22 protein-coding genes are annotated in these 24,026 nt (G+C 72.6%); 6 read left to right on the forward strand and 16 right to left on the reverse strand.

Translation table 11 applies throughout. The annotated features are described in order from the left end of the window. Window positions 1-6: 6 nt before the first annotated feature. A complete protein-coding gene (locus ACWDZ7_RS17140; RefSeq protein WP_451797716.1) occupies window positions 7-1,443 on the reverse strand; it encodes an aminotransferase-like domain-containing protein in 1,437 nt (478 codons plus the stop codon). Here ACWDZ7_RS17140 and ACWDZ7_RS17145 point away from each other — a divergent pair. Next, entirely contained in the window at window positions 1,442-2,422 is a 981-nt protein-coding gene (locus tag ACWDZ7_RS17145) for a DMT family transporter (protein WP_451797718.1), read from the forward strand. The genes ACWDZ7_RS17140 and ACWDZ7_RS17145 overlap by 2 nt on opposite strands. 96 nt (window positions 2,423-2,518) lie before the next feature. Next, complete coding sequence (locus ACWDZ7_RS17150) at window positions 2,519-2,713, forward strand: DUF1918 domain-containing protein (protein WP_451797719.1); 195 nt, start codon at window positions 2,519-2,521, stop codon at window positions 2,711-2,713. Window positions 2,714-2,723: 10 nt separating this feature from the next. Here the strand turns inward: ACWDZ7_RS17150 and ACWDZ7_RS17155 are convergent, their stop codons facing one another. Next, window positions 2,724-3,959 carry a glycoside hydrolase family 10 protein gene (locus tag ACWDZ7_RS17155; protein ID WP_451797720.1) on the reverse strand — a complete coding sequence of 412 codons (1,236 nt, stop codon included), beginning with the start codon at window positions 3,957-3,959 and terminating at the stop codon, window positions 2,724-2,726. A gap of 182 nt (window positions 3,960-4,141) precedes the next feature. On the opposite strand from ACWDZ7_RS17155, the gene ACWDZ7_RS17160 reads away from it, so the two are divergent. Beyond that, window positions 4,142-4,999, forward strand: coding sequence for a 3-hydroxybutyryl-CoA dehydrogenase (locus ACWDZ7_RS17160; RefSeq protein WP_451797722.1), 858 nt, complete (start codon window positions 4,142-4,144; stop codon window positions 4,997-4,999). A 214-nt stretch (window positions 5,000-5,213) separates the two neighbouring features. After that, window positions 5,214-5,471 (forward strand): hypothetical protein, encoded by a 258-nt coding sequence (locus ACWDZ7_RS17165; protein ID WP_451797723.1) that lies wholly within the window; start codon window positions 5,214-5,216, stop codon window positions 5,469-5,471. On the opposite strand, the gene ACWDZ7_RS17170 is transcribed toward ACWDZ7_RS17165, so the two are convergent. From ACWDZ7_RS17170 to infC, 10 genes are all read right to left on the reverse strand, one after another. Continuing rightward, window positions 5,468-6,016 carry an NUDIX hydrolase gene (locus ACWDZ7_RS17170; RefSeq protein WP_451797725.1) on the reverse strand — a complete coding sequence of 183 codons (549 nt, stop codon included), beginning with the start codon at window positions 6,014-6,016 and terminating at the stop codon, window positions 5,468-5,470. The two genes, ACWDZ7_RS17165 and ACWDZ7_RS17170, sit on opposite strands and share 4 nt — an antisense overlap. A 93-nt stretch (window positions 6,017-6,109) precedes the next feature. Further along, window positions 6,110-7,459 carry a tetratricopeptide repeat protein gene (locus ACWDZ7_RS17175; RefSeq protein ID WP_451797727.1) on the reverse strand — a complete coding sequence of 450 codons (1,350 nt, stop codon included), beginning with the start codon at window positions 7,457-7,459 and terminating at the stop codon, window positions 6,110-6,112. A gap of 189 nt (window positions 7,460-7,648) precedes the next feature. After that, the gene (locus ACWDZ7_RS17180; RefSeq protein ID WP_451797729.1) at window positions 7,649-8,848 is read right to left on the reverse strand and encodes a PP2C family protein-serine/threonine phosphatase; all 1,200 of its coding nucleotides are present in this window, start codon (window positions 8,846-8,848) and stop codon (window positions 7,649-7,651) included. A gap of 194 nt (window positions 8,849-9,042) precedes the next feature. Beyond that, window positions 9,043-11,553: a phenylalanine--tRNA ligase subunit beta gene (pheT, locus tag ACWDZ7_RS17185; protein ID WP_451797731.1), complete on the reverse strand. Its 2,511-nt coding sequence runs from the start codon at window positions 11,551-11,553 to the stop codon at window positions 9,043-9,045. Then, a complete protein-coding gene (gene pheS / locus ACWDZ7_RS17190) occupies window positions 11,553-12,683 on the reverse strand; it encodes a phenylalanine--tRNA ligase subunit alpha (protein ID WP_451797733.1) in 1,131 nt (376 codons plus the stop codon). The genes pheT and pheS overlap by 1 nt, the downstream gene beginning before the upstream one ends. Window positions 12,684-12,849: 166 nt before the next feature. Then, window positions 12,850-14,010, reverse strand: coding sequence for an ATP-binding protein (locus ACWDZ7_RS17195; RefSeq protein WP_451797734.1), 1,161 nt, complete (start codon window positions 14,008-14,010; stop codon window positions 12,850-12,852). A 38-nt stretch (window positions 14,011-14,048) separates the two neighbouring features. Next, window positions 14,049-14,894 carry a TrmH family RNA methyltransferase gene (locus ACWDZ7_RS17200; RefSeq protein ID WP_451797735.1) on the reverse strand — a complete coding sequence of 282 codons (846 nt, stop codon included), beginning with the start codon at window positions 14,892-14,894 and terminating at the stop codon, window positions 14,049-14,051. 172 nt (window positions 14,895-15,066) lie between these two features. After that, window positions 15,067-15,450: a 50S ribosomal protein L20 gene (rplT, locus tag ACWDZ7_RS17205; protein WP_451518185.1), complete on the reverse strand. Its 384-nt coding sequence runs from the start codon at window positions 15,448-15,450 to the stop codon at window positions 15,067-15,069. Window positions 15,451-15,547: 97 nt separating this feature from the next. Then, window positions 15,548-15,742, reverse strand: a complete 195-nt coding sequence (gene rpmI / locus ACWDZ7_RS17210; RefSeq protein WP_003947156.1) for a 50S ribosomal protein L35 — start codon at window positions 15,740-15,742, stop codon at window positions 15,548-15,550. 106 nt (window positions 15,743-15,848) lie between these two features. Further along, the gene (gene infC / locus ACWDZ7_RS17215; protein ID WP_451518194.1) at window positions 15,849-16,550 is read right to left on the reverse strand and encodes a translation initiation factor IF-3; all 702 of its coding nucleotides are present in this window, start codon (window positions 16,548-16,550) and stop codon (window positions 15,849-15,851) included. Between the two features lie 392 nt (window positions 16,551-16,942). Between infC and ACWDZ7_RS17220 the strand changes: the two genes are divergently transcribed. Further along, entirely contained in the window at window positions 16,943-17,329 is a 387-nt protein-coding gene (locus ACWDZ7_RS17220) for a DUF1844 domain-containing protein (protein WP_451797736.1), read from the forward strand. A 25-nt stretch (window positions 17,330-17,354) separates the two neighbouring features. Here ACWDZ7_RS17220 and ACWDZ7_RS17225 read toward each other — a convergent pair whose 3' ends face one another. The 3 genes from ACWDZ7_RS17225 to ACWDZ7_RS17235 all read right to left on the reverse strand — a co-directional run bounded on the left by ACWDZ7_RS17225 (window position 17,355) and on the right by ACWDZ7_RS17235 (window position 20,290). Then, window positions 17,355-18,089 carry an SseB family protein gene (locus ACWDZ7_RS17225; protein ID WP_451797738.1) on the reverse strand — a complete coding sequence of 245 codons (735 nt, stop codon included), beginning with the start codon at window positions 18,087-18,089 and terminating at the stop codon, window positions 17,355-17,357. A 9-nt stretch (window positions 18,090-18,098) separates the two neighbouring features. After that, complete coding sequence (mycP, locus tag ACWDZ7_RS17230; protein WP_451797740.1) at window positions 18,099-19,325, reverse strand: type VII secretion-associated serine protease mycosin; 1,227 nt, start codon at window positions 19,323-19,325, stop codon at window positions 18,099-18,101. 152 nt (window positions 19,326-19,477) lie between these two features. After that, the gene (locus ACWDZ7_RS17235; RefSeq protein ID WP_451797742.1) at window positions 19,478-20,290 is read right to left on the reverse strand and encodes a hypothetical protein; all 813 of its coding nucleotides are present in this window, start codon (window positions 20,288-20,290) and stop codon (window positions 19,478-19,480) included. Between the two features lie 1,464 nt (window positions 20,291-21,754). On the opposite strand from ACWDZ7_RS17235, the gene ACWDZ7_RS17240 reads away from it, so the two are divergent. Next, on the forward strand, window positions 21,755-22,957 hold the full coding sequence (locus tag ACWDZ7_RS17240) for an amino acid deaminase/aldolase (RefSeq protein ID WP_451797744.1): 1,203 nt from the start codon (window positions 21,755-21,757) through the stop codon (window positions 22,955-22,957). A gap of 33 nt (window positions 22,958-22,990) precedes the next feature. Here the strand turns inward: ACWDZ7_RS17240 and ACWDZ7_RS17245 are convergent, their stop codons facing one another. Next, on the reverse strand, window positions 22,991-24,019 hold the full coding sequence (locus tag ACWDZ7_RS17245; RefSeq protein WP_451797745.1) for a DUF2510 domain-containing protein: 1,029 nt from the start codon (window positions 24,017-24,019) through the stop codon (window positions 22,991-22,993). Between the last annotated feature and the right edge of the window lie 7 nt (window positions 24,020-24,026).

Below are 24,026 nucleotides of genomic sequence, written 5' to 3' on the forward strand. Positions count from 1 at the left end.
CGTCCGCTACCCCAGCGCCTCGTCGCAGGCCGCCCGCAGCCTGCGCACCCCCTCGCCGATCTCCCCCACCCCGGCGACCGCCGCGAAGCTCAGCCGGACGTACGCCGCCGGGGGCTCCGCCGCGAAGTAGGGGCGGCCGGGCGCCACGGCGACGCCCGCGCGCAGGGCGGCCGAGGCCAGCGCCGCCTCGTCCGTGCCGTCGGGCAGCCGCACCCACAGGTTGTAGCCGCCCGCGGGGATGTGCGGCATCGCCAGTTCGGGAAGGCGCAGCCGCAGCGCCGAGGCCATCGCCTCCCTGCGCACCCTCAACTCGCCCGCCACCGACCGCAGATGGCGCGGCCAGGCCGGGGAGCCGACCAGTTCGAGCGCCGCCTCCTGCAACGGCCTCGGCACGAAGAAGTGGTCGACGACCTGGATGGCGCGGAGCCGCTCCAGGACCGGGCCGCGCGCCGCGAGGGCGCTCACTCTGAAGCTCGGCGATGTGGCCTTGGTGAGCGAGCAGACGTGCACGACGACGCCGTCCCGGTCGTCGGCGGCGAGCGGCCGCGGCAGCGGCCCGGCGTCCTCGTGGACGAGACGGCGCACGAAGTCGTCCTCGATGACGAACGCCCCGGCCTCCCGGGCGATCCGCAGGACCTCGGGGCGCCGGTCGGCGGAGAGCACCGCCCCGGTCGGGTTCTGGAACAGCGGCTGGCAGACGAAGACCCGGGCGCCGGTCGCGCGGAACGCGGCCTCCAGGAGCTGCGGGCGCACCCCGTCCGTGTCGACCGGGACCGGCACGGGCCGCAGCCCCGCCGCGCGGGCGATCGCCAGCATCCCGGGGTAGGTGGGCGACTCGACGAGCACCGGCGCTCCCGGCGGGGCGAGCGCCCGCAGCGCCGTCGTCAGCGCGCTCTGCCCGCCCGCCGTGATCAGCACCTCGGCGGCCGTGATCGCCCCGCCCACCCCGCGCGCGAACCACTCCCGCAGCTCCGGGAGCCCGTCGACCGGCGGACGCCCCCACGCCCCGGGCCGCCGTCCCGCCCGCGCGAGCGCCGCGGCCATCGCGCGCTCGGGCTGGAGGGAGGCGTCGAGGTAGCCGCCGTTGAACTCGATGACGCCCGGCGCCGGTGCGGCCAAGGTGGCGAGCACCCCGGACGCGTCGACCGCGCGCGGCACCAGCTCCGCCGCGGCGTCGGCGCTCAGGGACACCTCCTGCCACGAGGTGTCCCCGGCGGGCGCGGCGGGCGCCGTCGGTTCGGCGCGGAAGACCCCGGCGCCGGGCCGGGTGACGACGAGCCCTTCGGCGGCCAGTTGCCCAAGGGCACGCGACACGGTCACCGGACTGACCTTGAACCGTTCGACGAGCGCCCGGCTCGACGGCAGCTTTCCGCCTGGAGAGTAGCGGTCCAGCTCGCTCCGCAGCCGTTTCGCCAGTTCGCCCACACTGCTACTGTCTTGCATGACAGCACAGGATAGCGCTACTCGCCCGAAGCGGATAGCGGTCGGCGAAGCCCCCGCGGCGGCCCCGGCGGCCCCGGCGGCGCCCACCGCGAGCCCCGCGACCGCCCGCGCCCCGCACGGCTCCCGCCGCACCGGCACCCTGCTGGCCGCCCTCGGCGTCACCGCCTTCTCGCTCACTTTCCCCTCCACCGCGTGGGGCCTGGAGGGCATCGGCCCCTGGAGCCTGGTGACCCTGCGCGGCGCGCTCAGCGCCCTCATCGCGGGCGGCTGCCTGCTCGCGCTGCGCGTCCCGGTCCCGCACCGCCGCCACTGGGCGGGGCTCGCCGTGGTCGGCGCCGGCGTCGTCGTCGGCTTCCCGCTGCTCACCACGCTCGCCCTGCAGACCTCCACCACCGCGCACGCGGCCGTGGTCGTCGGCCTGCTCCCGCTGACGACCGCCGTCCTCTCGGCGCTGCGCACCGGGGCACGGCCCTCTCGTACGTTCTGGGGGGCGGCGCTCGCCGGAGCCGCCGCGGTCATCGCGTTCACCGTGCAGCAGAGCGGCGGCGCCCTGTCGGCCGCCGACCTCTACCTCTTCGGCGCGCTCCTGGTCTGCGCGGCCGCCTACACCGAGGGCGGCCTCCTGGCCCGCGAGATGCCGGGCTGGCAGGTCATCGGCTGGGGTCTTGTCCTGTGTCTGCCGCTCAACGTCGTGGGCGCGGCCGTCGCCCTCCAGCACGAGTCGTTCCAGCTCACCGGGCACAGCACGGCGGGCCTGCTCTACTCCGCGATCGGCTCGCAGTTCCTCGGCCTGGTCGTCTGGTACCGCGGCATGGCCGTCATCGGCGTCCCCAAGGCCAGCCAGCTCCAGCTCGCCCAGCCGCTGCTGACCCTGGTCTGGTCGGTGTTCCTGCTCGGCGAGCACCTGCCCGTCGCCGCGCCCCTCACGGCGGCGGCGGTGCTCGTCTGCATCGCCGTCACACAAAGGGCGCGCGGCTGACCCGCGGCGCGTCAGGCCAGGCGCCAACTTCCGCCACCCGTCGTAGACTGACGGCCACGGACCGCGACCGCAGAGCGCAACGAGGGAGTACTCCACATGCGCGCAACCGTAGGTGACAAGCTGGTGCTGCACGGCAGGATCGTCGGGCAGCACGACCGGATCGCCGAGGTCGTCGAGGTGCTCGGCCCGGACGGCGGCCCGCCGTACCGCGTCCGGTTTGAGGACGGCCACGAGACGCTGATGTCGCCGGGCCCCGACACCGTCGTACGGCATCAGGACCCGGCGAGCTAGCCGCGGGGCGTCAGCGCGGCGGTTTCGCCGGCTCCTGGTAGTGGTCGGCGACCACCCGCGCCATCGCGCCGATCCTGTCGACGCCGACCTCCTTCGCCGAGAAGTAGATGTGCCCGCGCACCTCGCTGTAGCCCTCGGCGAAGGTGAGGTGGCGGGAGAGTTCCGCAGGGTCCTGCCAGGCCGCGGGCTGCGCCGGGTCGCCCGCCTTGTAGAGGGCCTCCCCGATGTACAGGTTCACGCCCGTGCCGCTCACGACGTCGTTCCACCAGGGGACCAGCTTGGCGTAGTCCGCCGCGGGGAAGCCGATGTTCCAGTACACCTGCGGGACGATGTAGTCGAGCCAGCCCTTCTTCACCCAGCCGCGCGTGTCCGCGTACAGATCGTCGTACGTCTGCACGCCGGCCCGGGTGTCCGAGCCCGTCGGATCGGTCGCGATGTTGCGCCAGACCGCGAACGGGCTGATCCCGAACTGGGTGCGCCCCCGCGTCCTCTTCACCCGGCCGGCCATCTCGCGCACGAGGCGGTCGATGTTGTCGCGCCGCCAGGAGGCGCGGTCCGGGAAGCCGCCGCCGTAGCGCGCGAACGCGTCGTCGTCGTCGAAGGTCTGGCCCGCGACGGGGTACGGGTAGAAGTAGTCGTCCCAGTGCACCGCGTCCAGCGGATAGCGGCGGACCGCGTCGAGCATCGCGTTCTGCACGAAGCGCCGCACCTCGGGCAGGCCCGGGTTGTAGTAGAGCTTCCCGCCGTACGGCACGACCCAGTCGGGGTGCACGCGCGCGGGGTGCGTGGCCACCAGGCGCGACGGGTCGGTGTGGTTGGCGATGCGGAAGGGGTTGAACCACGCGTGCAGCTCCAGGCCCCTGCGGTGCGCCTCCCGCACCGCGGTGCCCAGCGGGTCCCAGCCCGGGTCCTTGCCCTGCACGCCGGTGAGGTACTCCGACCACGGCTCGTACGGCGAGGGCCACAGCGCGTCGGCGGTGGGCCGCACCTGGAAGACCACCGCGTTCAGTCTGCGGTTCACCGCCGAGTCCAGATAGGCCAGCAGCTCGGCGCGCTGCTGCTGTGCGGGCAGGCCCGGCTGGGAGGGCCAGTCGCGGTTGACCACGGTGGCCAGCCACATGGCCCGCAGCTCGCGCGCCTTCTTTCGACGCCGGTCGGGGGCCGCCGCCGCGTCCCCCGCCGACGCCAGGCCCGCGATCGTCGCCGCGGCCACCACCGAGAAACCCCGACGTGACATACGCCTCATCTGTACGCCCCTGAGCTCGCTGTGTCCGGCACCTTTCGCCGGGTTGCGGCCAGCATGCCCGACCCGGCACCTCATGGACCCCTCGTTGCGGAGTAACGTTCACGGCCGAGGCAGGGACCGCATCCATACGGGGGACCCTGCCGGCCCCGTTGAACAGCGAAAGGCACGAGGTGACCGACTCCATGACCGATATCGCACGCGTCGGAGTGGTGGGCTGTGGCCAGATGGGCGCCGGGATCGCAGAGGTCTGCGCCCGCTCCGGACTGGACGTGAAGGTCGCGGAGACCACCGGCGAGGCCCTGGAGATCGGCCGTACCCGGCTGCACAACTCGCTCTCCAAGGCGGCCGAGCGCGGCAAGATCTCCGAGGAGGAGCGCGACGCGGCCCTGGAGCGCCTGAGCTTCACCACCGACCTCGGCGAGTTCTCCGACCGTGACCTGGTCATCGAGGCCGTCGTGGAGAACGAGCAGGTCAAGACCGAGATCTTCCAGGTGCTCGACCAGGTGGTGACCCGGCAGGACGCGATCCTCGCCTCCAACACCTCCTCCATCCCGCTGGTGAAGCTGGCCGTCGCGACCTCGCGGCCCGACCAGGTCATCGGCATCCACTTCTTCAACCCGGCGCCCGTGCAGCAGCTCGTCGAGCTGATCCCGGCGCTGACCACGTCCGAGGGCACCATCAGCCGGGCGCAGGTCATGGTCGAGAAGATCCTCGGCAAGCACGCGATCCGCGCCCAGGACCGCTCGGGCTTCGTGGTCAACGCGCTGCTCATCCCGTATCTGCTCTCCGCGATCCGGATGTTCGAATCGGGCATCGCCAGCCGCGAGGACATCGACAACGGCATGGAGCTGGGCTGCGCCCACCCGATGGGCCCGCTCAAGCTCGCCGACCTCATCGGCCTGGACACGGTCGCCTCGGTCGCCGACTCCATGTACACGGAGTACAAGGAGCCGCTGTACGCCGCTCCCCCGCTGCTCCAGCGGATGGTGGACGCGGGCCGCCTCGGCCGGAAGACCGGCTCGGGCTTCTACACGTACTGACCCCCGTACTCGGCGGGGTTCACTCCCCGTACGAGCACGCTCCGTATTGGACGGGCCCGGCACTCCTGTGAGTGCCGGGCCCGCGGCGTTCACACACCGTGTGCGCAGTGGGCTCGCATATGCCCATCGCACACTCTCCCGCCCTGTCCACCAGGCGAGTTGACTGCCCGTGCGGATGAAGGGGGGACGCGCCACTACAGAGAGGAGTGGATTCGTGACCACCGACGGCGATAGTGCCGTGGTCCCGGAGGAAGTCGCCGAGTTGCGCCGTAGCCTGGACGTGGGTCTCGCCCGCGTCGACGGACGGCTGGCGCTGCTCACCCAGCACGACGAACAGACCGCCAAGAACGTGGAGGCCTTGCAGGCCAAGGTCGCCGCTCTGGAGCACACGCGTTGGCCGCTGCCGACGATCGTCGCTCTCGCGGCGGTCGCGGCACTCGCCGTGGCGGTCTGGCAGGCCATCGGCCATTAGAACCGGCGCGCGTCCTGGCCGAGGCGCAGATGGTGCAGGAGGAGGAGCGCCGCGGCCATATTGGCGGCCGGGACCTCCCCGCGCGCCACCATGTCGGGGACGAGCTTGAGCGGGACCCACTCACGGCGGTCCGACTCGAAGTCGTCCACGGGATGGCCGACGTAGGTCCCTTCGTCGGACCAGTAGATGTGGTGCCGGGCGTCGGTGAGCCCGTTGGAGGGCTCGACGCTCATCAGGTGCCGCAGCGGGCCCGGCCGCCAGCCGGTCTCCTCCTCCATTTCGCGTGCCGCCGCGTACGCGATGTCCTCGCCGTCCTCGACGACGCCTGCCGCGAGCTCCCAGCCCCAGCTGTCGGTGATGAAGCGGTGCCGCCACAGCAGCAGCACCTCGTTGGCGTCGTTGACGACGGTGGCCACGGCGACGGGCCGCAGCCGTATGAGGAAGTGGTCCAGATGCCGGCCGTCGGGTAGCTCGACATCCGCCAGATTGACCGAGAACCATCGATTTTCATACACAGTTTGTTCACTCTGTTTCGTCCACTGCACGGTTCTGCCACCTTCCGCCGAGTAGATGGCAATATCGCAGCAGGCGGAAACTCAGAGCAGAGTGTGCGGGGTGCGGAGCGGTGCGTCAGGGCGTCACAGCGGTACGCGCAGCGCCCCGTCGATGAGTGCGGCCGCCTCCGCCGTGCCCGCGCAGTCGCTGCGGACGAGGTGCTCGCGCACCGCGCGCAGCCGGTCGCGCAGCCGCTGGGACTCCATCCCACGCGCCTGCTCCGCCATCTGCACCGCGGTGGCCACCGCCTCGTCGGTGTTTCCCTGGCGCAGCTCGATCTGGCTGAGCATGGCGAGCCGGTGGACCCGGCCCCGGTCGTGCGCCGGGGTGTCCACGGCCGCCGCGGCGTGCTCGCGGGCGCTGACCAGATCGCCGAGGCTGAGCAGGGCCTCCGCCACCTGTACGTTGACGAGTCCGGGCTGGACATAACCGGTCTCGTCCGGCTCGCGGCCGCGCAGAATCCGCTCGGCCGCGGCCTCCGCACGCCGGATGCAGGACAGCGCGCTCCTGCCGTCGCCGAGGTGTGCGTACGCCTTGGCCTGCATCGCGTACAGATCGGACGCGAGCGCCGGGGTGAAGTCGCGGCCCGCGGTCCGCAGCGCCGCCTCGGCGAACGCCACGGCCTGGCGGTACTCGCGCATGAACAGCGACTGGTTGACAAGCAGCGCGATGACGTACGCCCCAAGTCCCCGGTCTCCGCTGGCCTTTGCGAGCCGCAGGGCCTGATGGAAGTAGCGCTGGGCGAGGCCGTGCGCGTCCGAGTCGTAGGCGCAGATTCCCGCTATCGCGACCAACCCGCCTGTGGAGCGGTGGAGTTGGCGGCCCATTTCGTCGGTGTAGCTGCCCCGCAGCAGGGGCGCGGCCTCCGCGTTGAGGAAGCCGACGATGCGGGTGCGGGTCGCGACGCCACCGGTCTTGCGGTACATCTGCTCGTAGTGGGCGCGGGCCGCCCGCATCATCTCGATGTCGGCCGTGCTGACGGGGTGGCGTCCGCCGCGGGACACGTCGACGTCCTCGGGCGGATTCTCCCACTCCCAGACCGGCATCACCGCGGGGGTGCCGGTGACGGCGGGCGCGCCGAGCAGGTGGGGGCGCTGCTGTTCGTCCGAGCGCCACAGGGCCGTGGCCCGCTCCACGAAGCCGGAGAGCGTGGAGGACGCGGAGCCGGCGCGGGCGGCGGGGACACCGGGCAGTCCGAGGCCGATGTCGTCGAGGGTGACGGGCCGCTGCAACCGGGCGGCGAGCACCTCGCAGATCAGATCGGGGACCTGGCCGCGCGGGCGCTGGCCCTTCAACCAGCGGGAGACGGCGGTGTGTTCATAGCGCAGCGCGAGGCCTCTGGACTTTCCGGCCTGGTTCACATGTGCGGCAAGTCCCGCGTGCGAGATGCCCGCTTCGTCGAGGATCGCGTCGAGCAGAGAGTTGGGCTGCATGAATGCCCTCCGGTGGCTCGGTGCTGCTCAGCCTAGTGGAGGGGCCTTCACACGGGGTGTGAACGGAGTGCCCGGATCCGGGGGGTGTGCGCTCTGCCGCACGCCGTGTGGAATCGCTTGACTGAGATGCCTCATCAGTTAAGGAGGTCGGCGGGCCGCCGGCTCCCCCCTCATACAGTGCGGCGGCCCTCACCAGCGCCGTCCGTCCCGCCGTCTGCCCGACAACTCCATGGCGGGGCGGACGGCGCGTGCCGCTCTCCCCTCGCCCCGGTCGTTGCGCAGGACGAGCAGCGCCGCGTCGTCGGACGGCAACCGGCCTGTGTGCCGCAGCAGTTCGGCGTAGACGGAGTGGATGAGGACCTGCGGGGAGACCGGCTGGACGCGGGCGGCCTCGGTGAGCGCGGCCTCCAGCGGGAAGAACTCCCCCGCCGCGTCGCGGGCGTCCTCCATGCCGTCCGTGTGCAGGGCGAGCGCCTCGCCGGGCAGCAGCCGCCCGCAGTCGAGGACGGGCAGGTCGGCGGGGAGCGGGAAGGTGCCGAGCGGCGGCAGCGGGTCGGCGTCCGTCAGTGGCCGGGCGTGGCCGCTCAGCAGGAAGGGCCAGGGGTGGCCGCAGTTGAGCGCGGTGATCTCCCCGCCGTCGCCGATCTCCAGGAGCAGTACGGTGACGAACTCCTCGGCCACCGGGTTCTCCGGCGCCGCCCCGCCGCTCGCGGGGTGCTCGGCGCGCGCCCGCTCCCGCAGGTGCCGCCCGAGTGCCCGCTCCAACCTCCGCATGACCAGCGGCAGTTCGGGCTCGTCGTGGGCGGCATCGCGGAAGCTGCCGAGGACGGCGGCGACGGTCCCGATGGCGGCGAGGCCGTGGCCCCGGACATCGCCCATGACGACGCGCACGCCGTGTTCGGTGGCGGCCACCTCGTACAGATCGCCCCCGACGGAGGCGCCCTGCGAGGCCGCGAACCGGCCGGCGGCGAGCACCAGACCGTCGACGCGGGGCGGCAGTGGCCGCAGAAGTGTGTTCTGCGCGGCGCCCGCGACCTCGCGGACCTGCCGCAACTCCCGCAGCAGCGCCCGTCGGACGTGCACGATGAGCCCGGTCCCGACGGCGAAGAAGACCGCGCTGCTGACGATCCGCGCTCCCATGCCGTCCTGCTGGGCGAGCGGACAGGCCAGTTTGTAGGTGATGGCGACGGCGCCCCATACGGTCGGCAGCCCCAGCGTGAGCGCGCGGCGGAACCGCCTGCGCCCCCCGCCGGAGAGCAGCCGGGGAGCCGCTCGGGGCGTTCTGCCACGTACGAACAGCCCCTGGTCGTGGTCTCGACGGCTCCCGCCACCTCGTGCCCTTGCTCCGAGCATCGTCCGGCGGGGAGCCCCAACCTTGTTACGGATCATGCCGTCGGCCCCCCTAAGGCCCCGTTCAGCGCGCAGGCCGACCCCTACGGCCGGTCTGATTCTTGCGACCGGGTGACCCGATTGAGCCATAGTGAAGCCAGTTGTCACCCTAACGAGTGAGGGGCTCAACCGGTGATCCGGTTGAGCCCCTCTGTGCGCCTCATGGTGCGCCTGTTACCACCTACGGACGGTGACTACGCTCCGCGGAGCACCGCGCCCGTGCGCTCGGCCGCCAGGGCGACGGCCGCGTCGCGGGCCGCCGACGCCTCGTCGACGGTCAGCGTGCGGTCGGCCGCGCGGAAGCGCAGCGCGTACGCCAGGGACTTCTTGCCCTCGCCGATCTGCTCGCCCTCGAAGACGTCGAACAGCCGGATGGACTCGAGGAGTTCACCCGCGCCGCCGGTCAGGTAGTACTCGACCACGGCGGCCGGCACCTCCTTGTCGACGACCAGCGCGACATCCTGGGTGGCCACCGGGAAGGTGGAGATCCGCGGCGCCCGCAGCGGCCCTTCACCGGCCTGCTCCAGGCGGTCGAGGTCGAGCTCCATGGCGCAGGTGCGGGCGGGCAGGCCCAGCGTCTTGACGACGCGCGGATGCAGCTCGCCGGCGTGCCCGACGGAGACGATGTCGCCGTCGATGACGACCTTCAGCTCCGCGCAGCGGCCCGGGTGCCAGGGGCCGTACTGCCCCTGGTCGACGATCAGCTCGGCACCGGCCTCACGGGCGAGGGTGCGCGCCGCCTCGACGGCGTCCGCCCAGTCGGCCGGGCGGCCCTTGCCCCACCAGCCGGCCTGCTCGCGGGCGCCCGCGAGGACGACGGCGGCGTGCCGGGGCTGGACGGGCAGCGCCTCGGTGAGGGAGGCGATCTCCTCGTCGGTGGGGCGCCGGTCGACGGGCAGCCGCACCGCGACCTTGAGCTGCTCCCGCGGGTGGAACACGAGACCGGTCTCGAAAAGCGCCAGGTCGTGGCTGCCCCGCCCGTCGTTGCGGCGGAGCGCGGCGAGCAGGCCCGGCAGCAGCGTCGTACGGAGGGCGGGCTCCTCGTCGGAGAGCGGGTTGACGAGCTTGACCACGCGGCGGTTCGGGTCGTCCGCGTCCAGGCCGAGCTGGTCGAAGACGCTTTCGCCGATGAAGGGGTAGCTGAGCGCCTCGACATATCCGGCCCCGGCCAGGGCGCGCCCGACGCGGCGGTGCAGGCGCTGCCGGTCGGTCAGGCCACGGCCTGCGGGAGGCTTCGGCAGGGTCGAGGGGAGATTCTCGTACCCCTCAAGGCGGATGACCTCTTCGGCGAGGTCGTTCGGCTCCGCGAGGTCGGGGCGCCACGACGGCACGGTGACCGTCAGGTCGTCCTGGCCGTACACGTCACAGCCGACCTGCTGGAGGCGGCGTACGACGGTCTCGCGGCCGTAGGTGACACCGGCGACCTTGTCGGGGTGGTCGGCGGGCATGGCGATCGTGCGCGGCGCGGTCGGTGCGATGACCTCCGTGACGCCCGCCTCCGCGGTGCCGCCCGCGAGGAGCACCAGCATGTCGACGGTGCGCTGCGCGGCGGCGGCCGCGGCCTGCGGGTCGACACCGCGCTCGAAGCGCTTGGCGGCCTCGGAGCCCAGCTTGTGGCGGCGCGCGGTGCGGGCGACGGAGAGCGCGTCGAAGTGCGCGGCCTCGATGACGACGTCCGTGGTACCGGCCGTCTCCTCGTGGTCCGCGATCTCGGTGTTGGCGCCGCCCATGACGCCCGCGAGGCCGATGGGCCCGCGCTCGTCGGTGATCACCAGGTCCTCGGCGTCGAGGACGCGCTTGGCGCCGTCGAGCGTCGTGAACTTCTCGCCCTGCTCGGCCCGGCGCACGCCGATCGTCCCCTGGATGCGGGAGCGGTCGTACGTGTGCAGGGGCTGGCCCAGCTCCAGCATCACGTAGTTCGCGACGTCGACGGTGAGCGAGACGGGGCGCATTCCGGCCTTCTGGAGGCGCCGCTTGAGCCAGATAGGCGAGCGGGCCTCGGGCTGGAGGCCGGTGACGGTGCGCGCGGTGAAGCGGTCGCAGCCGAGCGGGTCGCTGATCTTGACGGGGTAGCCGAAGGAGTTCGGCGCGGGCACGTCCAGGAGCGCCGGGTCGCGCAGCGGCAGGCCGTACGCGATGGCGGTCTCGCGGGCGACGCCGCGCATCGACAGCGCGTAGCCCCGGTCGGGCGTGACGGCGATGTCCAGGACCTCGTCGACCAGTTCGAGCAGCTCGATGGCGTCGGTGCCGGCCTCGTGCTCGGGCGGCAGCACGATGATGCCCCCGGAGCCGTCGTCGCCCATGCCCAGCTCGTCGCCGGAGCAGATCATGCCGTGCGAGGTCTTGCCGTACGTCTTGCGGGCGGCGATCGCGAAGTCGCCGGGCAGAACGGCGCCGGGCAGGACCACGACGACCTTGTCGCCGACGGCGAAGTTACGGGCGCCGCAGACGATCTCCTGCGGCTCGCCGGTGCCGTTGGCGGTGCCGACGTCGACGGTGCAGAAGCGGATGGGCTTCTTGAAGCCCTCCAGCTCCTCGATGGTGAGGACCTTGCCGACGACGAGCGGGCCCTTGAGGCCGCCGCCGAGCTGCTCGACGGTCTCGACCTCCAGGCCGACCTCGATCAGCTTGGCCTGCACGTCACGGCCGGTCTCGGTGGCGGGGAGGTCGACGTACTCCCGCAGCCAGGAAAGCGGGACCCGCATCAGATCTCCATCCCGAACGGTCGGGTGAACCGGACGTCACCCTCGACCATGTCTCGCATGTCTTCGACGTTGTGGCGGAACATCAGCATCCGCTCGATGCCGAACCCGAAGGCGAATCCGCTGTACTTCTTGGGGTCGACGCCGCAGGCCGTGAGCACCTTCGGGTTGACCATGCCGCAGCCGCCCAGCTCGATCCAGCCCTCGCTGCCGCAGGTGCGGCAGGGGCGGTCGGGGTTGCCGACGGACTCGCCGCGGCAGACGTAGCAGACCATGTCCATCTCGGCGGACGGCTCGGTGAACGGGAAGTAGTTCGGCCGCAGCCGGGTCTTCATGCCCGCGCCGAAGAGCGCCTGGACCATGTGGTCGAGGGTGCCCTTCAGGTCGGCCATGGTCAGGCCCTCGTCGACGGCGAGCAGCTCGATCTGGTGGAAGACCGGGGTGTGCGTGGCGTCCAGCTCGTCCGTGCGGTACACGCGGCCGGGGCAGACGATGTACACGGGCGGCTCACGGCGTTCGAGGAGCGCGCGCGCCTGTACGGGCGAGGTGTGCGTACGCAGTACGACACCCGACTCGTCGCCTTCAGTGCCCGCCGGCCCCTGGACGAAGAACGTGTCCTGCATCTGCCGGGCCGGGTGGTCGGGCGTGAAGTTGAGGGCGTCGAAGTTGAACCACTCCGCCTCGGCCTCGGGGCCCTCCGCGACCTCGTAGCCCATGGCGACGAAGACGTCCGCGACGCGCTCCATGAACGTGGTCAGCGGATGCCGGGCGCCGGCGGCCGTGCGGTCGTACGGCAGCGTGACGTCCACCGCCTCCTCGACGAGCACGCGGGCGTCGCGCTCGGCCTCCAGCTCGCTCTGGCGGGCGGCCAGCGCCTTGCTGACGGCGCCGCGCGCCATGCCGACGCGCTTGCCCGCCTCGGCCTTGGCCTGCGGGGGCAGCGCGCCGATCTCGCGGTTGGCGAGCGCCAGCGGCGAGGTGCCGCCGGTGTGCGCGACCTTGGCCTCCTGGAGCGCGTCGAGGGAGTCCGCGGCCGCGAAGGCGGCGAGCGCCTCGTCCCGCATGCGCTCGATCTCTTCAGGTTTCAGTGCCTCGACCTCAACAGGGTCGTACGACTTGTTCGGTGCCGACATCTCTTCCCGTGCTTCCGGTTGGCTGGCGGATGGTCCCCGTCGACGAATCGGAGACGGAGTGTCCCAAGGTTGGGGACGCAAAGTGCCAACGACCGAGTCTAACGGGGGTGCGGTGAACGAATGCGCCCGCGGGCTGCTCAGGACGTCCTCCGCGGAGCCGATGGACTCACTGGAGATACGCCGGGGCCCCCACGGGCAACGTAAATCGGAACTGGGCGCCGCCGCCGGGGGCGCGGCCGACGGTGATCGTCCCGCCGTGCGCCTCCACGATGCCCTTCACGATGTACAACCCCAGTCCTGTCCCGCCGCGCTTGCTGCCCCGCCAGAAGCGGGTGAAGACGCGGCCCATCGACTCCTCCGGAATGCCGGGACCCTCGTCGCTCACGGTCACGGCCGTCTCGGTGCCACCCCGCTCCCGCGGGGACGAGGAGGGCGCCACGTCAATGGTGACGGTTCCCTCGCCGTGCCGCACCGCGTTTTCGAGGAGGTTGCTGAGCACCTGGTCGATCTTGTCGGGGTCCGCCCAGAGGTCGGGCAGCGGCTGCTGGAGGCGGACGAGGAAGCGGGCGGCGTCCTGGCCGGAGGCGACGTGCGCCTGGATGTGCCGGCCGACGGCCGTGCCGATGTCGACGGGCTGACGGCGCAGTTCGAGCCGTCCGGAGTCGATGCGGGAGATGTCCAGAAGTTCGGCGATCAGCCGGGTGACGCGGTTGGCGTCGGCGTCGACGGTCTCCAGCATCAGTTTCTTCTGGTCGTCCGTGAACCGCTCCCACTTGGCGAGCAGCGTCGCCGTGAACCCCTTGACGGAGGTGAGGGGGGAGCGCAGCTCATGGGCGACGGTGGCGATCAGCTCGGCGTGGCTGCGCTCGGTGCGGCGGCGGGCCTCGGTGTCACGGAGGCAGACGATGAGGCGGCGTACGGGTCCGGTGCGGGCGGTGCGCAGATAGCGGGCGGAGACCAGGACCTCACGGCCGCCCGGCAGCAGCAGATTGCGCTCCGGCTGGCCGACGCGGATGGCGAGGCCTCCGTAGGGGTTGGTCAGCTGCCACCAGCGGCGGCCTTCGAGGTCCTCTAAGGGGAGGGCGCGCTCCAGGGGCGCGCCGAGGGCGTCGTCCGCGCGGACGGCGGTGATCCGCACGGCCGCCGCGTTGAAGCAGATGATCCGGCCCGTCTCGTCCGCGACGACGAGCCCGTCGGGCAGCTCGTCCGGGTCGAGTCCGAGGCCGCCGAGGTCACCGGGACCGTCGAGGTCACCGGGACCGCCATGGTCCGTGCGAGCACGGACGATGTCCTGTACTCCCGGTGCCCTGCTCGTGCCGACGCTCATTCCCCGTACCCCACCTCTCGGACTGGCCCGTCACCCTACTAGCTCGATGTGACGGAGCGGCACCCTCCGGCGGCTCGCTGTGCACGGGCGGAGGCATAGAGGCACACCGCCGCCGCCGTCGCGAGGTTGAGGCTCTCGGCTCTGCCATGGATCGGAACGCGCACCACGGCGTCGGCGAGTGCGCGGGTCTCCTCCGGCAGTCCCCACGCCTCGTTGCCGAAGACCCAGGCGCTGGGGGTGCCCATGGTGCCCTTGTCCAGCTCCGTGTCGAGGTCGTCCTCGCCCGCCCCGTCGGCGGCGAGGATGCGCACGCCCGTGTCCTTCAGCCCTTGTACGGCCTTCTCCACGGGTACGCCGACGGCGACGGGCAGGTGGAACAGCGAACCGACCGACGCGCGCACGCACTTGGGGTTGTAGAGGTCCACGGAGGCGTCCGTGAGGATCACGGCCTCGGCACCCGCGGCGTCGGCGCAGCGCAGCACGGTCCCGGCGTTGCCGGGGTCGCGTACGTGGGCGAGGACGGCGACGAGCTTGGGCCGCGCGGCGAGGATGTCCTCGAACGGCGTGTCGAGGAACCGGCAGACCCCGACGAGCCCCTGCGGCGTCACGGTCGTCGAGATGTCGGCGATGACGTCCTCGTCGGCGAGGTGCACCCGGGCCCCGGCTGCACGGGCCTCCCCCACGATGTCGGCGTAGCGCTCGGCGGCGTCGACGGTGGCGAACAGCTCGACGAGCGTCCCCGCGTGCCCGGCGGCCTCCCGCACGGCCTGCGGCCCCTCGGCGAGGAACAGCCGCTCCTTCCCCCGGAAATTCCGCTTGGCGAGCCGCCGGGCAGCGCTGACGCGCGGCGACTTCGGGGAGATCGACTCAGGAGCGGCAACCATGAAACTCACCTCGGGAAGAGCCCCCTCAAGGGGCGCGGGGAACTGCGCGACCAGCCAGGACCAACCCGCGGACGGCAGACGACAGCAGGGGCGCGGACGAGGCCCCGAACAGCAACGGACCCGCAGGCCCACCGGCCTACGGGTCCGATACAACGCTCGGCCAAGCGCGGCGTCAGGCCGCCTTGGGGGCGTTGACGTCGCTCGGCAGAGCCTTCTGCGCGACCTCGACCAGCGCGGCGAACGCGTTCTCGTCGTTGACGGCCAGCTCCGCGAGGATCTTGCGGTCCACCTCGATGTTGGCGGCGTTCAGACCCTGGATGAGGCGGTTGTACGTCATGCCGTTGGCGCGGGCAGCGGCGTTGATGCGCTGGATCCACAGCCGACGGAAGTCGCCCTTGCGCTTCTTGCGGTCGTTGTAGTTGTAGACCAGGGAGTGGGTGACCTGCTCCTTGGCCTTGCGGTACAGGCGCGACCTCTGGCCGCGGTAACCCTTGGCCGCCTCGAGGATCGCCCGACGCTTCTTGTGGGCGTTTACTGCCCGCTTGACGCGTGCCACTTTTTAACTCCTTGTAGCGGGGCCGTGGTTGGACTCACACGACCCGGTATCGATTGGGTCCCGGTCAGAGCTGGGCGCGCGGTGCGCGCGCCCCGGCTCACTTGCCGAGAAGCTTCTTGATCTTCTTGGCGTCGCCCGGGGCCATCTCGGCGTTGCCGGTGAGGCGACGCGTCAGACGGGACGACTTGTGCTCGAGCAGGTGGCGCTTGCCGGCACGCTCGCGGAGCACCTTGCCGGAGCCGGTGATCTTGAAGCGCTTGCTGGCACCGCTGTGCGACTTGTTCTTCGGCATAGCGCCGTTCTCTCCTCGTCAGTGGCACTCCGATGCCCGGTCGTGAAACCGGGCATCCGGGAGCCATATGTGTCAGTTGGCATCCTCTGGGCTCTCGCCCTGAGGATCAGGCCTCGGCAGGAGCCTCGGCCGGGGCCTCGGCGGGAGCCTCGGAAGCGGGAGCCTCGGAGGACTCCTCACCCTCGGCAACGTCGCCTTCGGCATCCTCGGAGGCGTTCTGCGAGCGGCCCGGGTTGGCCTTCGCGTCCGCCTTGCGAGCCGCCTGGGCCTCACGGGCCTCGGCCATCGCCTCGGTCTTCTTCTTGTGCGGACCGAGAACCATGATCATGTTTCGGCCGTCCTGCTTCGGGTTCGACTCGATGAACCCGAGGTCCTCGACGTCCGAAGCGAGACGCTGCAGCAGCCGGAAGCCCAGCTCGGGGCGGGACTGCTCGCGACCACGGAACATGATCGTGATCTTGACCTTGTCGCCCTGCTTGAGGAACCGGACGACGTGACCCTTTTTGGTGTCGTAGTCGTGCGGGTCGATCTTCGGCCGGAGCTTCATCTCCTTGATGACCGTGTGCGCCTGGTTCTTGCGCGCCTCACGGGCCTTCATGGCCGACTCGTACTTGAACTTCCCGTAGTCCATGAGCTTGCAGACCGGCGGACGCGCAGTGGCGGCCACCTCGACCAAGTCGAGGTCGTACTCCTGCGCAAGCTCCAGGGCCTTGGCAAGCGGAACAATCCCGACCTGCTCGCCGCTGGGACCGACAAGTCGCACCTCGGGAACGCGAATCCGGTCGTTGATGCGGGGCTCGGCGCTGATGGATCCTCCTCGGTAGCACCACGCGACCGTCTGGCGGACAGCCGCGTTACGTCTGTTGAATGGACCAACCGGGCGAGGCCACAAAAAATGCCCCGACCGATCACAGAAGGGGCTCCGCGTACTACCGGAGCACCTCCGCGGTGATCGCGGGGCGCACATCGGGCGGCCCGAAGCCTTGGGGCTTCGGCCGCCTGACCGGTGACCCGCCGCTCCGGGGAGCGGCCAGGTGGGAGATCGGAGCCTCCACTTGTGGGCCGGATCCTTGCGTTGGCACGCGGGTCTCCGGCCGGTCGTTACACAAGGTTAGCAGCTTGCCCGGGGCGGGGCGAACCGGTGGGCGCACCGGCTCCCGGGGGACCGGCGTCCATGGTGCTCGGCTTATCGTGTGGGACATGAGCGACGCGACCCCCACCCCCGAGTCCCCCGCGGTCCCCGGGCCCGACTCCCCCGACTTCGACACCTTGACCCGTGACATCGCGGACGTCCCCGCGGTCGAGGTGATCACCACGGTGGCGGTCCACCTGATGAGCGCCGCCGCCGTGAACCTCGGCCTCGCCGAGGGCGGCGAGGGCCACAAGGACCTCGACGAGGCCCGCAAGCTGATCCACTCGCTGGCCGGTCTGATGGACGCGAGCGCCACGGAGATCAGCTCGTTCCACGCGGCGCCGCTGCGTGACGGCCTGAAGTCGCTGCAGCTGGCGTTCCGCGAGGCGTCGGTCGTGGCGGACGAGCCGGGTCAGGGCCCGGGCGAGAAGTACACGGGCCCGGTCTTCGGCTGAGCCTTAAGCCATACTCGGCTGAGTCTTACACCGTACGTACGTAGAGGGGCTCGCCCGGTGGCGTCGCCTCGGCCGGCAGAAGTGCCAGGTCGAGGCCGCGCACCAGGCGGGCCCTCAGTGTTTCGTCGGCGGCGATCCGGCGGGCCACGCGCTGGGCGGCGTCGGCCGGGTCGGCGGACGGGTCGAGGACCAGGGCGAGCGTGCCGTCGGAGCTGCCGGGGCCGAGGTGGGCGCGGAGCACGGCCGGCTCGGCGGCGACGGCCGCGCGCACCGCGCCGGTGACGGCGGGGTCGGCGAGCGGGTCCGCGCTGGCACGGCCCTCGGCGAGGGCGAGCAGCGCGGCCCTGCCCAGCTCGAAGGGGACGGGGCCCGCGAGGTCGAGGACGATCGTGTCGGCCTGCTCGTGGGCGGCGGCCTGGAGCGCCTGGTGCAGGGGCACGGCGACGGGCCGGGCGGCCGGGTCCCACAGGGCGAGCGCCTCGGTGGAGGTGAAGGCGGGCAGCGCCTTGCGGTCCCCGGCCCGCAGAGTGGGAACGGCCATGTCGCTGGTCTTCTCACGGCGCAGCCCGTTCTCGTCCTCCTCGACCTCTCCGAGAACGGCTACGACGGGGACGAGGAGGCGGGCCTCGGCCAGGGCCTCAAGGACGGGGCCGTGGGCCGTGCGGTCGCCGGACCAGGCGGTGAGCGCCGCGGCCAGCCGGGGATCGGCGGTGCCGTCGTCGTCGGAGAAGCCGGGGTCGGGAATGTTCTTGTTCGCCACGGTCCGACCCTACAGAGGCGGGCCGGGGCGCGTTCCCGGCGGGATACGCCTGCCCCGCCACAGACAGACCGCCGCCGCGAGCAGAGCGACACCGAGGCCGCCCGCCACCGGGCCGGCCCAGCCCGCGGGGCCGTCGTCCTCCTTGGGCGTGTCGGGGCCCGGGCCGAAGTACTTGTTGTCGTACGCCGTCGCGCGCAGCTTGTCCTGCTTGAGCTTGCCGGCTCGGGTGAGGGCGGCCGCCGGGTCGATCTGGCCGAAGCCCCGGGAGTCGTCGCGGCCGCCGGGCGGGGCGTCGCGGGCGGTGTCCTCCAGGAGCTGCTTGATCTGTGCGGGCGTGAGGCCGGGGTGGGCGGAGCGGATCAGGGCGACGGCGCCCGAGACGAAGGCGGAGGCGGCGCTGGTGCCCCAGCCCTCGTAGTACTTGCGGTCGGGGTCGGCGATGACGATGTCGTCGCCGGGCGCGGCCACGGTGGCGTACCAGCGGCGGGTGGAGAAGGAGGCGCGGGCACCGTTCTCGTCGACGGCCGTCGCGGCGATCACGCCGGGGTAGGCGGCCGGGTAGGAGATGTGGTCGCCGCGCTCGCCACCGTTGCCCGCGGAGGCGACGACGGCGACGCCCTTCTTCAGGGCGTACTGGACGGCGGCGTCCTCGGCCGGTTCGGGGTGTGCGGACTTGGAGTCGTCGCCGAGGGAGAGGTTGATGACGTCCGCGCCGTGGTCGGCGGCCCAGCGGATGCCTTCGGCGAGGGCGTTGCCGCGGGTGTTGCGGGCCTTCTTGCGGGCGGGGTCGCCGTCTTCGAGGATCACGCGGATCGGCAGGATCTTCGCTTCGGGCGCGATGCCGAGTACGCCGTCGCCGCGGCCCTCGCCGTGTCCGTGGCCCGCGATGATGCCGGCCATGGCGGTGCCGTGCCGGGCCCAGGGCCGGTCGCCGCGGCGCGCCCCGAAACCGACCATGTCCTTGCCCTGGAGGACATTGCCGGCGAGGTCCGGATGCTGGTCGTCGATGCCGGTGTCCAGGACCGCGACGGTGACGCCGCTGCCCCTGGTGGTCTGCCAGACCTGGCCTGTACTCATGGCGTCCAGGCCCCACTGCTGGGCGCGGATGCCGTCGTTGGCGTGCGCCGGGGTGGCGGGGGCGAGGGCGAGCGCGGCGGCGAGCGTGGCGGCGAGCGCGGTGTGTCGCGGGAGCCCCGTCGTTCGCCCGGAGGGCGGGCCTTGTGGGGTCTGGCGCATGCTCTCGGCGTGCCGGGCGGCGGAAACAGCAGCACTCGTACGGTCTATCCGCACTGTCCCGACGACTGTCCGCACTGTCCCGACAACTATCCGCACTGTCCGGACGAACCGGACTGCCCCAACACGCCCCAGCCCTCGCCCGCGGACCCTCATCACGCTTTCTCCGCCTTCGCGATGGTCTTGCGCAGGCCCCGCTCTACACGGTCGGCGATGCCCTTCGCCTCGTGGCCGAGGCCCGACTGGGCGGGCGCCGAGCCGGTGTTGCTGCCCATCGCCTCGGTGGCGGGCTCGGGGTCCGTGACGGCGCGGCCGTCGGCGAATCCGGACACGGCGTACGCGACGACGGGCGCGTCCGGCAGCACGGACACCGTCCAGGACGCGCGCTGGGCGTCGCCGAAGCCCTCGGCTGCCGTGCCCTTGGCCGCGTACGTCCGGGGCATGAGGTCGGGGCGCCGACCGAGCCCCTCTTCCGCGAAGCGCTCGCGCAGCGCCCGCATGCCGTCGGCGTCCGCCTTTGTGAAGAGCAGGCCCACGGTGGTGACATGGCTGGTGGTCGCGTCGGTGTACGTGGCACGGAGCAGCCGCAGACAGCCGGCCGGCGCGAGGGCCTTGCGCAGCAGCGGGTCGAAGGCGGACTCGCAGCCGCTGTCCGGGGCGACGGCGATCCGGGTCCAGGACCGGTCGGCGCCGCCGGGCCCCGCGCCTTCCCCCTTGAGGGTGGGCGGGAAGAGCCGGTCGACGGGAACGCCGTGCCAGAGGTCACCGGTGACCGCGTACGCGCTGCGAGTGCCCCCGGTCGCCGAGGACTCGCCGGTCAGCCAACTGCCGGTGACGGCACCGCCGATGAGCCCGAGCCCAAGAACGACACAGGCCGCGGCGGCGACCGCCCGGGGCCGGGCCCAGGCGCCGACGGGGCGCAGCCGGGTGGTGGTGTCGTCGTACGAAGCGGGCCGCGCAAAGAACACGAAGGGACGCCCGGTGCCGGGCGTCGGGCTCAGATCTACGGCTCCGGGGGTGCGGCGAGCGGTGGTTTTGCGGGGTGGGGGTAGGGGTGGGGGTGCGTTGTGGGTGGTGGTCGGCCGGGCCGAGGGCGCCTCGTCAACGACGGTTACCCGGGACGCGGGCACCTTGTCAGCGACAGTCGCCCCGGATACGGACGCGTTCTCAGCGGCGGTCACCCCAGGTACAGGCCGGTCACTGGCAACGGCTGACCGCGGCAGGGGCACGCTGTCGGCGACGGGCGGCCGGGACGCGGACGCCGCCTCGGCAGCGACAGTCGCCCCGGATACGGACGCGTTGTCGGCGACCGTCGATCGGGACGCGGGCCCGTTGTCGGCGACGGGTCGTGGTCGGGGCGTGGGCGGCCCGAGCGGCGGGGCCGGCAGGGTCCGGCCGGTGTTGCGGGTGGGCGCGGCTACGGGCTGCGGGGGCACCGCGGGCACTCCCCCGGCGGGCCTCTCGGGCACGTCACCCGTGTCGAGGACGCGCATGGCCCCCATGGCCGGGGGCGGAGCGTCCGGGAGCCGGGCGGAAGCGGGCGGAGGCGGCAGGGCATCGCTGCCGCCGACTTCGGCGGCCACCGGGCCGCGCACGGGGCCCATGCACTCACCGGCCAGGCGTTCCGCGGCACTGTCACGCGACGAGGGCTTACCAGGTGCCGCCTTGCGATCGGCCTCCCCGCCGGCCCCACCGGACAGCGCGTCCGCTTCGGGGAGAGATGCGGCGCCGCCACGCATCGACGGCCCGCCGGACAGCGGCTCCGCCTCGGACGAGCACACAGCCCTGTCACGCGACGAGGCCCGACCGGATACCGCTCCGGACGTCTCGGAATCGGCCCCCCGAGACGAGTCACCCGGCAGCGCCGACCAAGCCCCGACGCCATCACCCGGCAACGAGCCACCGGATACCGCTCCGGACACCCCGGAATCCGCCCCCCGGGCCGCCTCACCCGGCGGCGCCGCGAGGACGTCGTTCGGGGAAGAGGGCGGCGCGGCGGCGCGGTGTGAGGGGCTCGGGGGCCTGTGGCGGGCCGCCTCTGTGAAAGGGGCCAGGAGCGCTTCGATTTGGGCCGCGTGGTCGGGGGGGACGGGGGCGGCCGGGGGGCGCGGGGCGTTGAGGAGCCAGTCCTCGTCGACCGGGGGGCGCACGTCGGGGAAGCGGGCGGACGCCGCGGGGGGCGGCTCGGGCGGCGGGGCCGTGGGGCGGGGCGGCGCGGTGGGGCGCGGGGGAATCGGGGTGGGTCCCGCCTCCGTGCTCATGCTCCCCCGTCTCCTCGCGCTCCGGCTGCCGGAACGCTCGGCCCGGCGAGGCTCCGTGCGCGTCACTCTACGGGCAGACGCGCGGCGTACGGGAACCCAGTCCAGGCCACCGGGTGATCTGCCCGGATCATCCCCCTACCCTCGGGTAATCGCGTCTGGCAGGCTTCCGCCATGACTGGCCTCGCCGCAGACCGAGCCCGCTACGACCGGGCCACCGCACACCTCGACGCCCCCGTCGCGATCGTCGACCTGGACGCGTTCGACGTCAATGCCGACGACCTCCTGCGCCGGGCCGACGGCAAGCCGATCCGCGTCGCGAGCAAGTCCGTACGCTGCCGGGCCCTGCTCGAACGGGTCCTCGCCCGCGACGGCTTCGCCGGGATCATGTCGTTCACGCTCGCCGAGTCGATATGGCTGGCCCGCTCCGGGTTCGACGACGTACTGCTCGCCTACCCTTCGGCCGACCGCGCCGGTTTCGCCGAGCTGACGGCCGACCCGAAGCTCGCGGCCGCCGTGACCGTGATGGTCGACGACCCGGCGCAGCTGCGACTGATCGACGGGGCGAGGGACGGCGGCACGGAGGACGTGCGGGTCTGTCTGGAGTTGGACACCTCCTTCCGGCCGCTCGGCGGGCGCGTGCGGATCGGTGCGCTGCGTTCACCTCTGCACTCCCCCGCGCAAGTGGCCGCGCTGGCCCGCGCCATCACCCGGCGGCCCGGATTCCGGCTCGTGGGCGTCATGGCGTACGAAGGCCACGTCGCCGGGGTGGGGGACGCGGTCGAGGGGCATCCGGCGCGCTCGCGGGCGATCCGGATGATGCAGGCCGCGGCCCGCAAGGAGCTGGCGCAGCGCCGGGCGCGGGCCATCGACGCGGTGCGGGCGGTCGCCCCGGACCTGGAGTTCGTGAACGGCGGCGGGACGGGCAGCGTGCAGCACACCGCGGCCGAGCGCGCGGTGACGGAGATCGCCGCGGGGTCGGGGCTCTTCGTACCGCGGCTCTTCGACAACTACACGTCGTTCAGCGGGCGTCCGGCCGCTCTCTTCGCTCAGCCCGTGGTGCGCAGGCCGGGGCCGGGGACCGTGACGGTGCTCGGCGGCGGCTATCCCGCGTCGGGGGTCGCGGGCGCCGACCGCTCGCCGGTGCCGTATCTCCCGGAGGGGCTGCGGTACGACCCGCAGGAGGGCGCCGGCGAGGTGCAGACGCCGCTGCACGGCGGCCCGGCGGACGATCTGCTGATCGGCGACAAGGTGTGGTTCCGGCACGCCAAGGCCGGGGAGCTGTGCGAGCGGTTCGACACGCTGCGACTGGTGGAGGGCGACAAGGTGACGGGGAGCGTCCCGACGTACCGGGGCGAGGGCCGCACCTTCCTCTGATGCACGAGGGGCCCTCTGATACCCGAGGGGGCCCTATGGCGTCGCGCCGACGTCCTCTCCCACGCCGCCGCCCGTGGCGCTGTCGTCGACCGAGCGGATCCCCTTGACGACGCGGTCCATGTCGGAGAGGGGCGGCGCGTCCTTGGCCACGTCGATGGAGAGGCGGACGATGACCATCGGTTCGGAGCCGATGCTGGACTTGAAGGCCACCGACTGCACGTACCCTCCGGACGCCTTGCCGGTCCGGACCCTCCAGCGCACGTAGTAGCCGCTGCGGCCCGCGACGGCCACGGTTCCTTCCTTCACCTTCTCGTGTCCGGTCATGCCGCCGTAGAGCTCGGAGTCGAGGACGTTCTTGTCGTAGGTCCTCTTGGCCGCGTCCTCGATGTCGTCCCTGGCCAGCGCCTTGGGGGACGTCTCGTCGGTGGAGGTCGCCGTGCGCGAGGTGACCTGGCCGTAGCGGCAGATGCCCGAGTCGCCCGGGCAGTCGAAGGTGTCCGGCGTCTGGAGGGTCGGCTCGTCGTGGATGGCGCCCTCGGCCTTCTCCCACCCGTCGATGACGGGGATCGTTATGCCGTTGAGGTCGTCGACGAGGACGTCGGGGTTCGGGTCCGGCGTCTTCGTCGACGTCTTCGTCGGCGTCTGCGTGGGGCTCCCGCTCCCCTCCGTCGCGACCGGGGTGCTCGGCGCCGGGGCGCCGGCCTCCGGGTCGCCGTCGTCCTTGCCGAGGACGACGGCGCCCGTGACGATCGACGCGACGAGGACGGCCCCGGCGGCGGCGAGCGCGATGATCTTCGCGCGGCCGCCGCCGGAGGAGGACGCCGGAGCGATCACCGCCGTCGCGGCGGCGTCCGGCGCCGGACCGAAGCCCTGCCGCACCGGGGCCTGCACCGGGGTCTGCGCAGGTGCTCGCACCGGGGCCTGCACCGGGACCTGGACCGGCGCCGCCTGGAGGTTCTCGGGGGCGCGCCGGTGCTCGGTCCACGCGGTCCCGTCCCACCAGCGCTCGACGGAAGGCTGGTTCGGGTCCGGGTACCAGCCGGGCGGAGGCGTCATGCTCATCCCGGCA

It is taken from the genome of Streptomyces sp. NPDC003032, assembly GCF_053591415.1.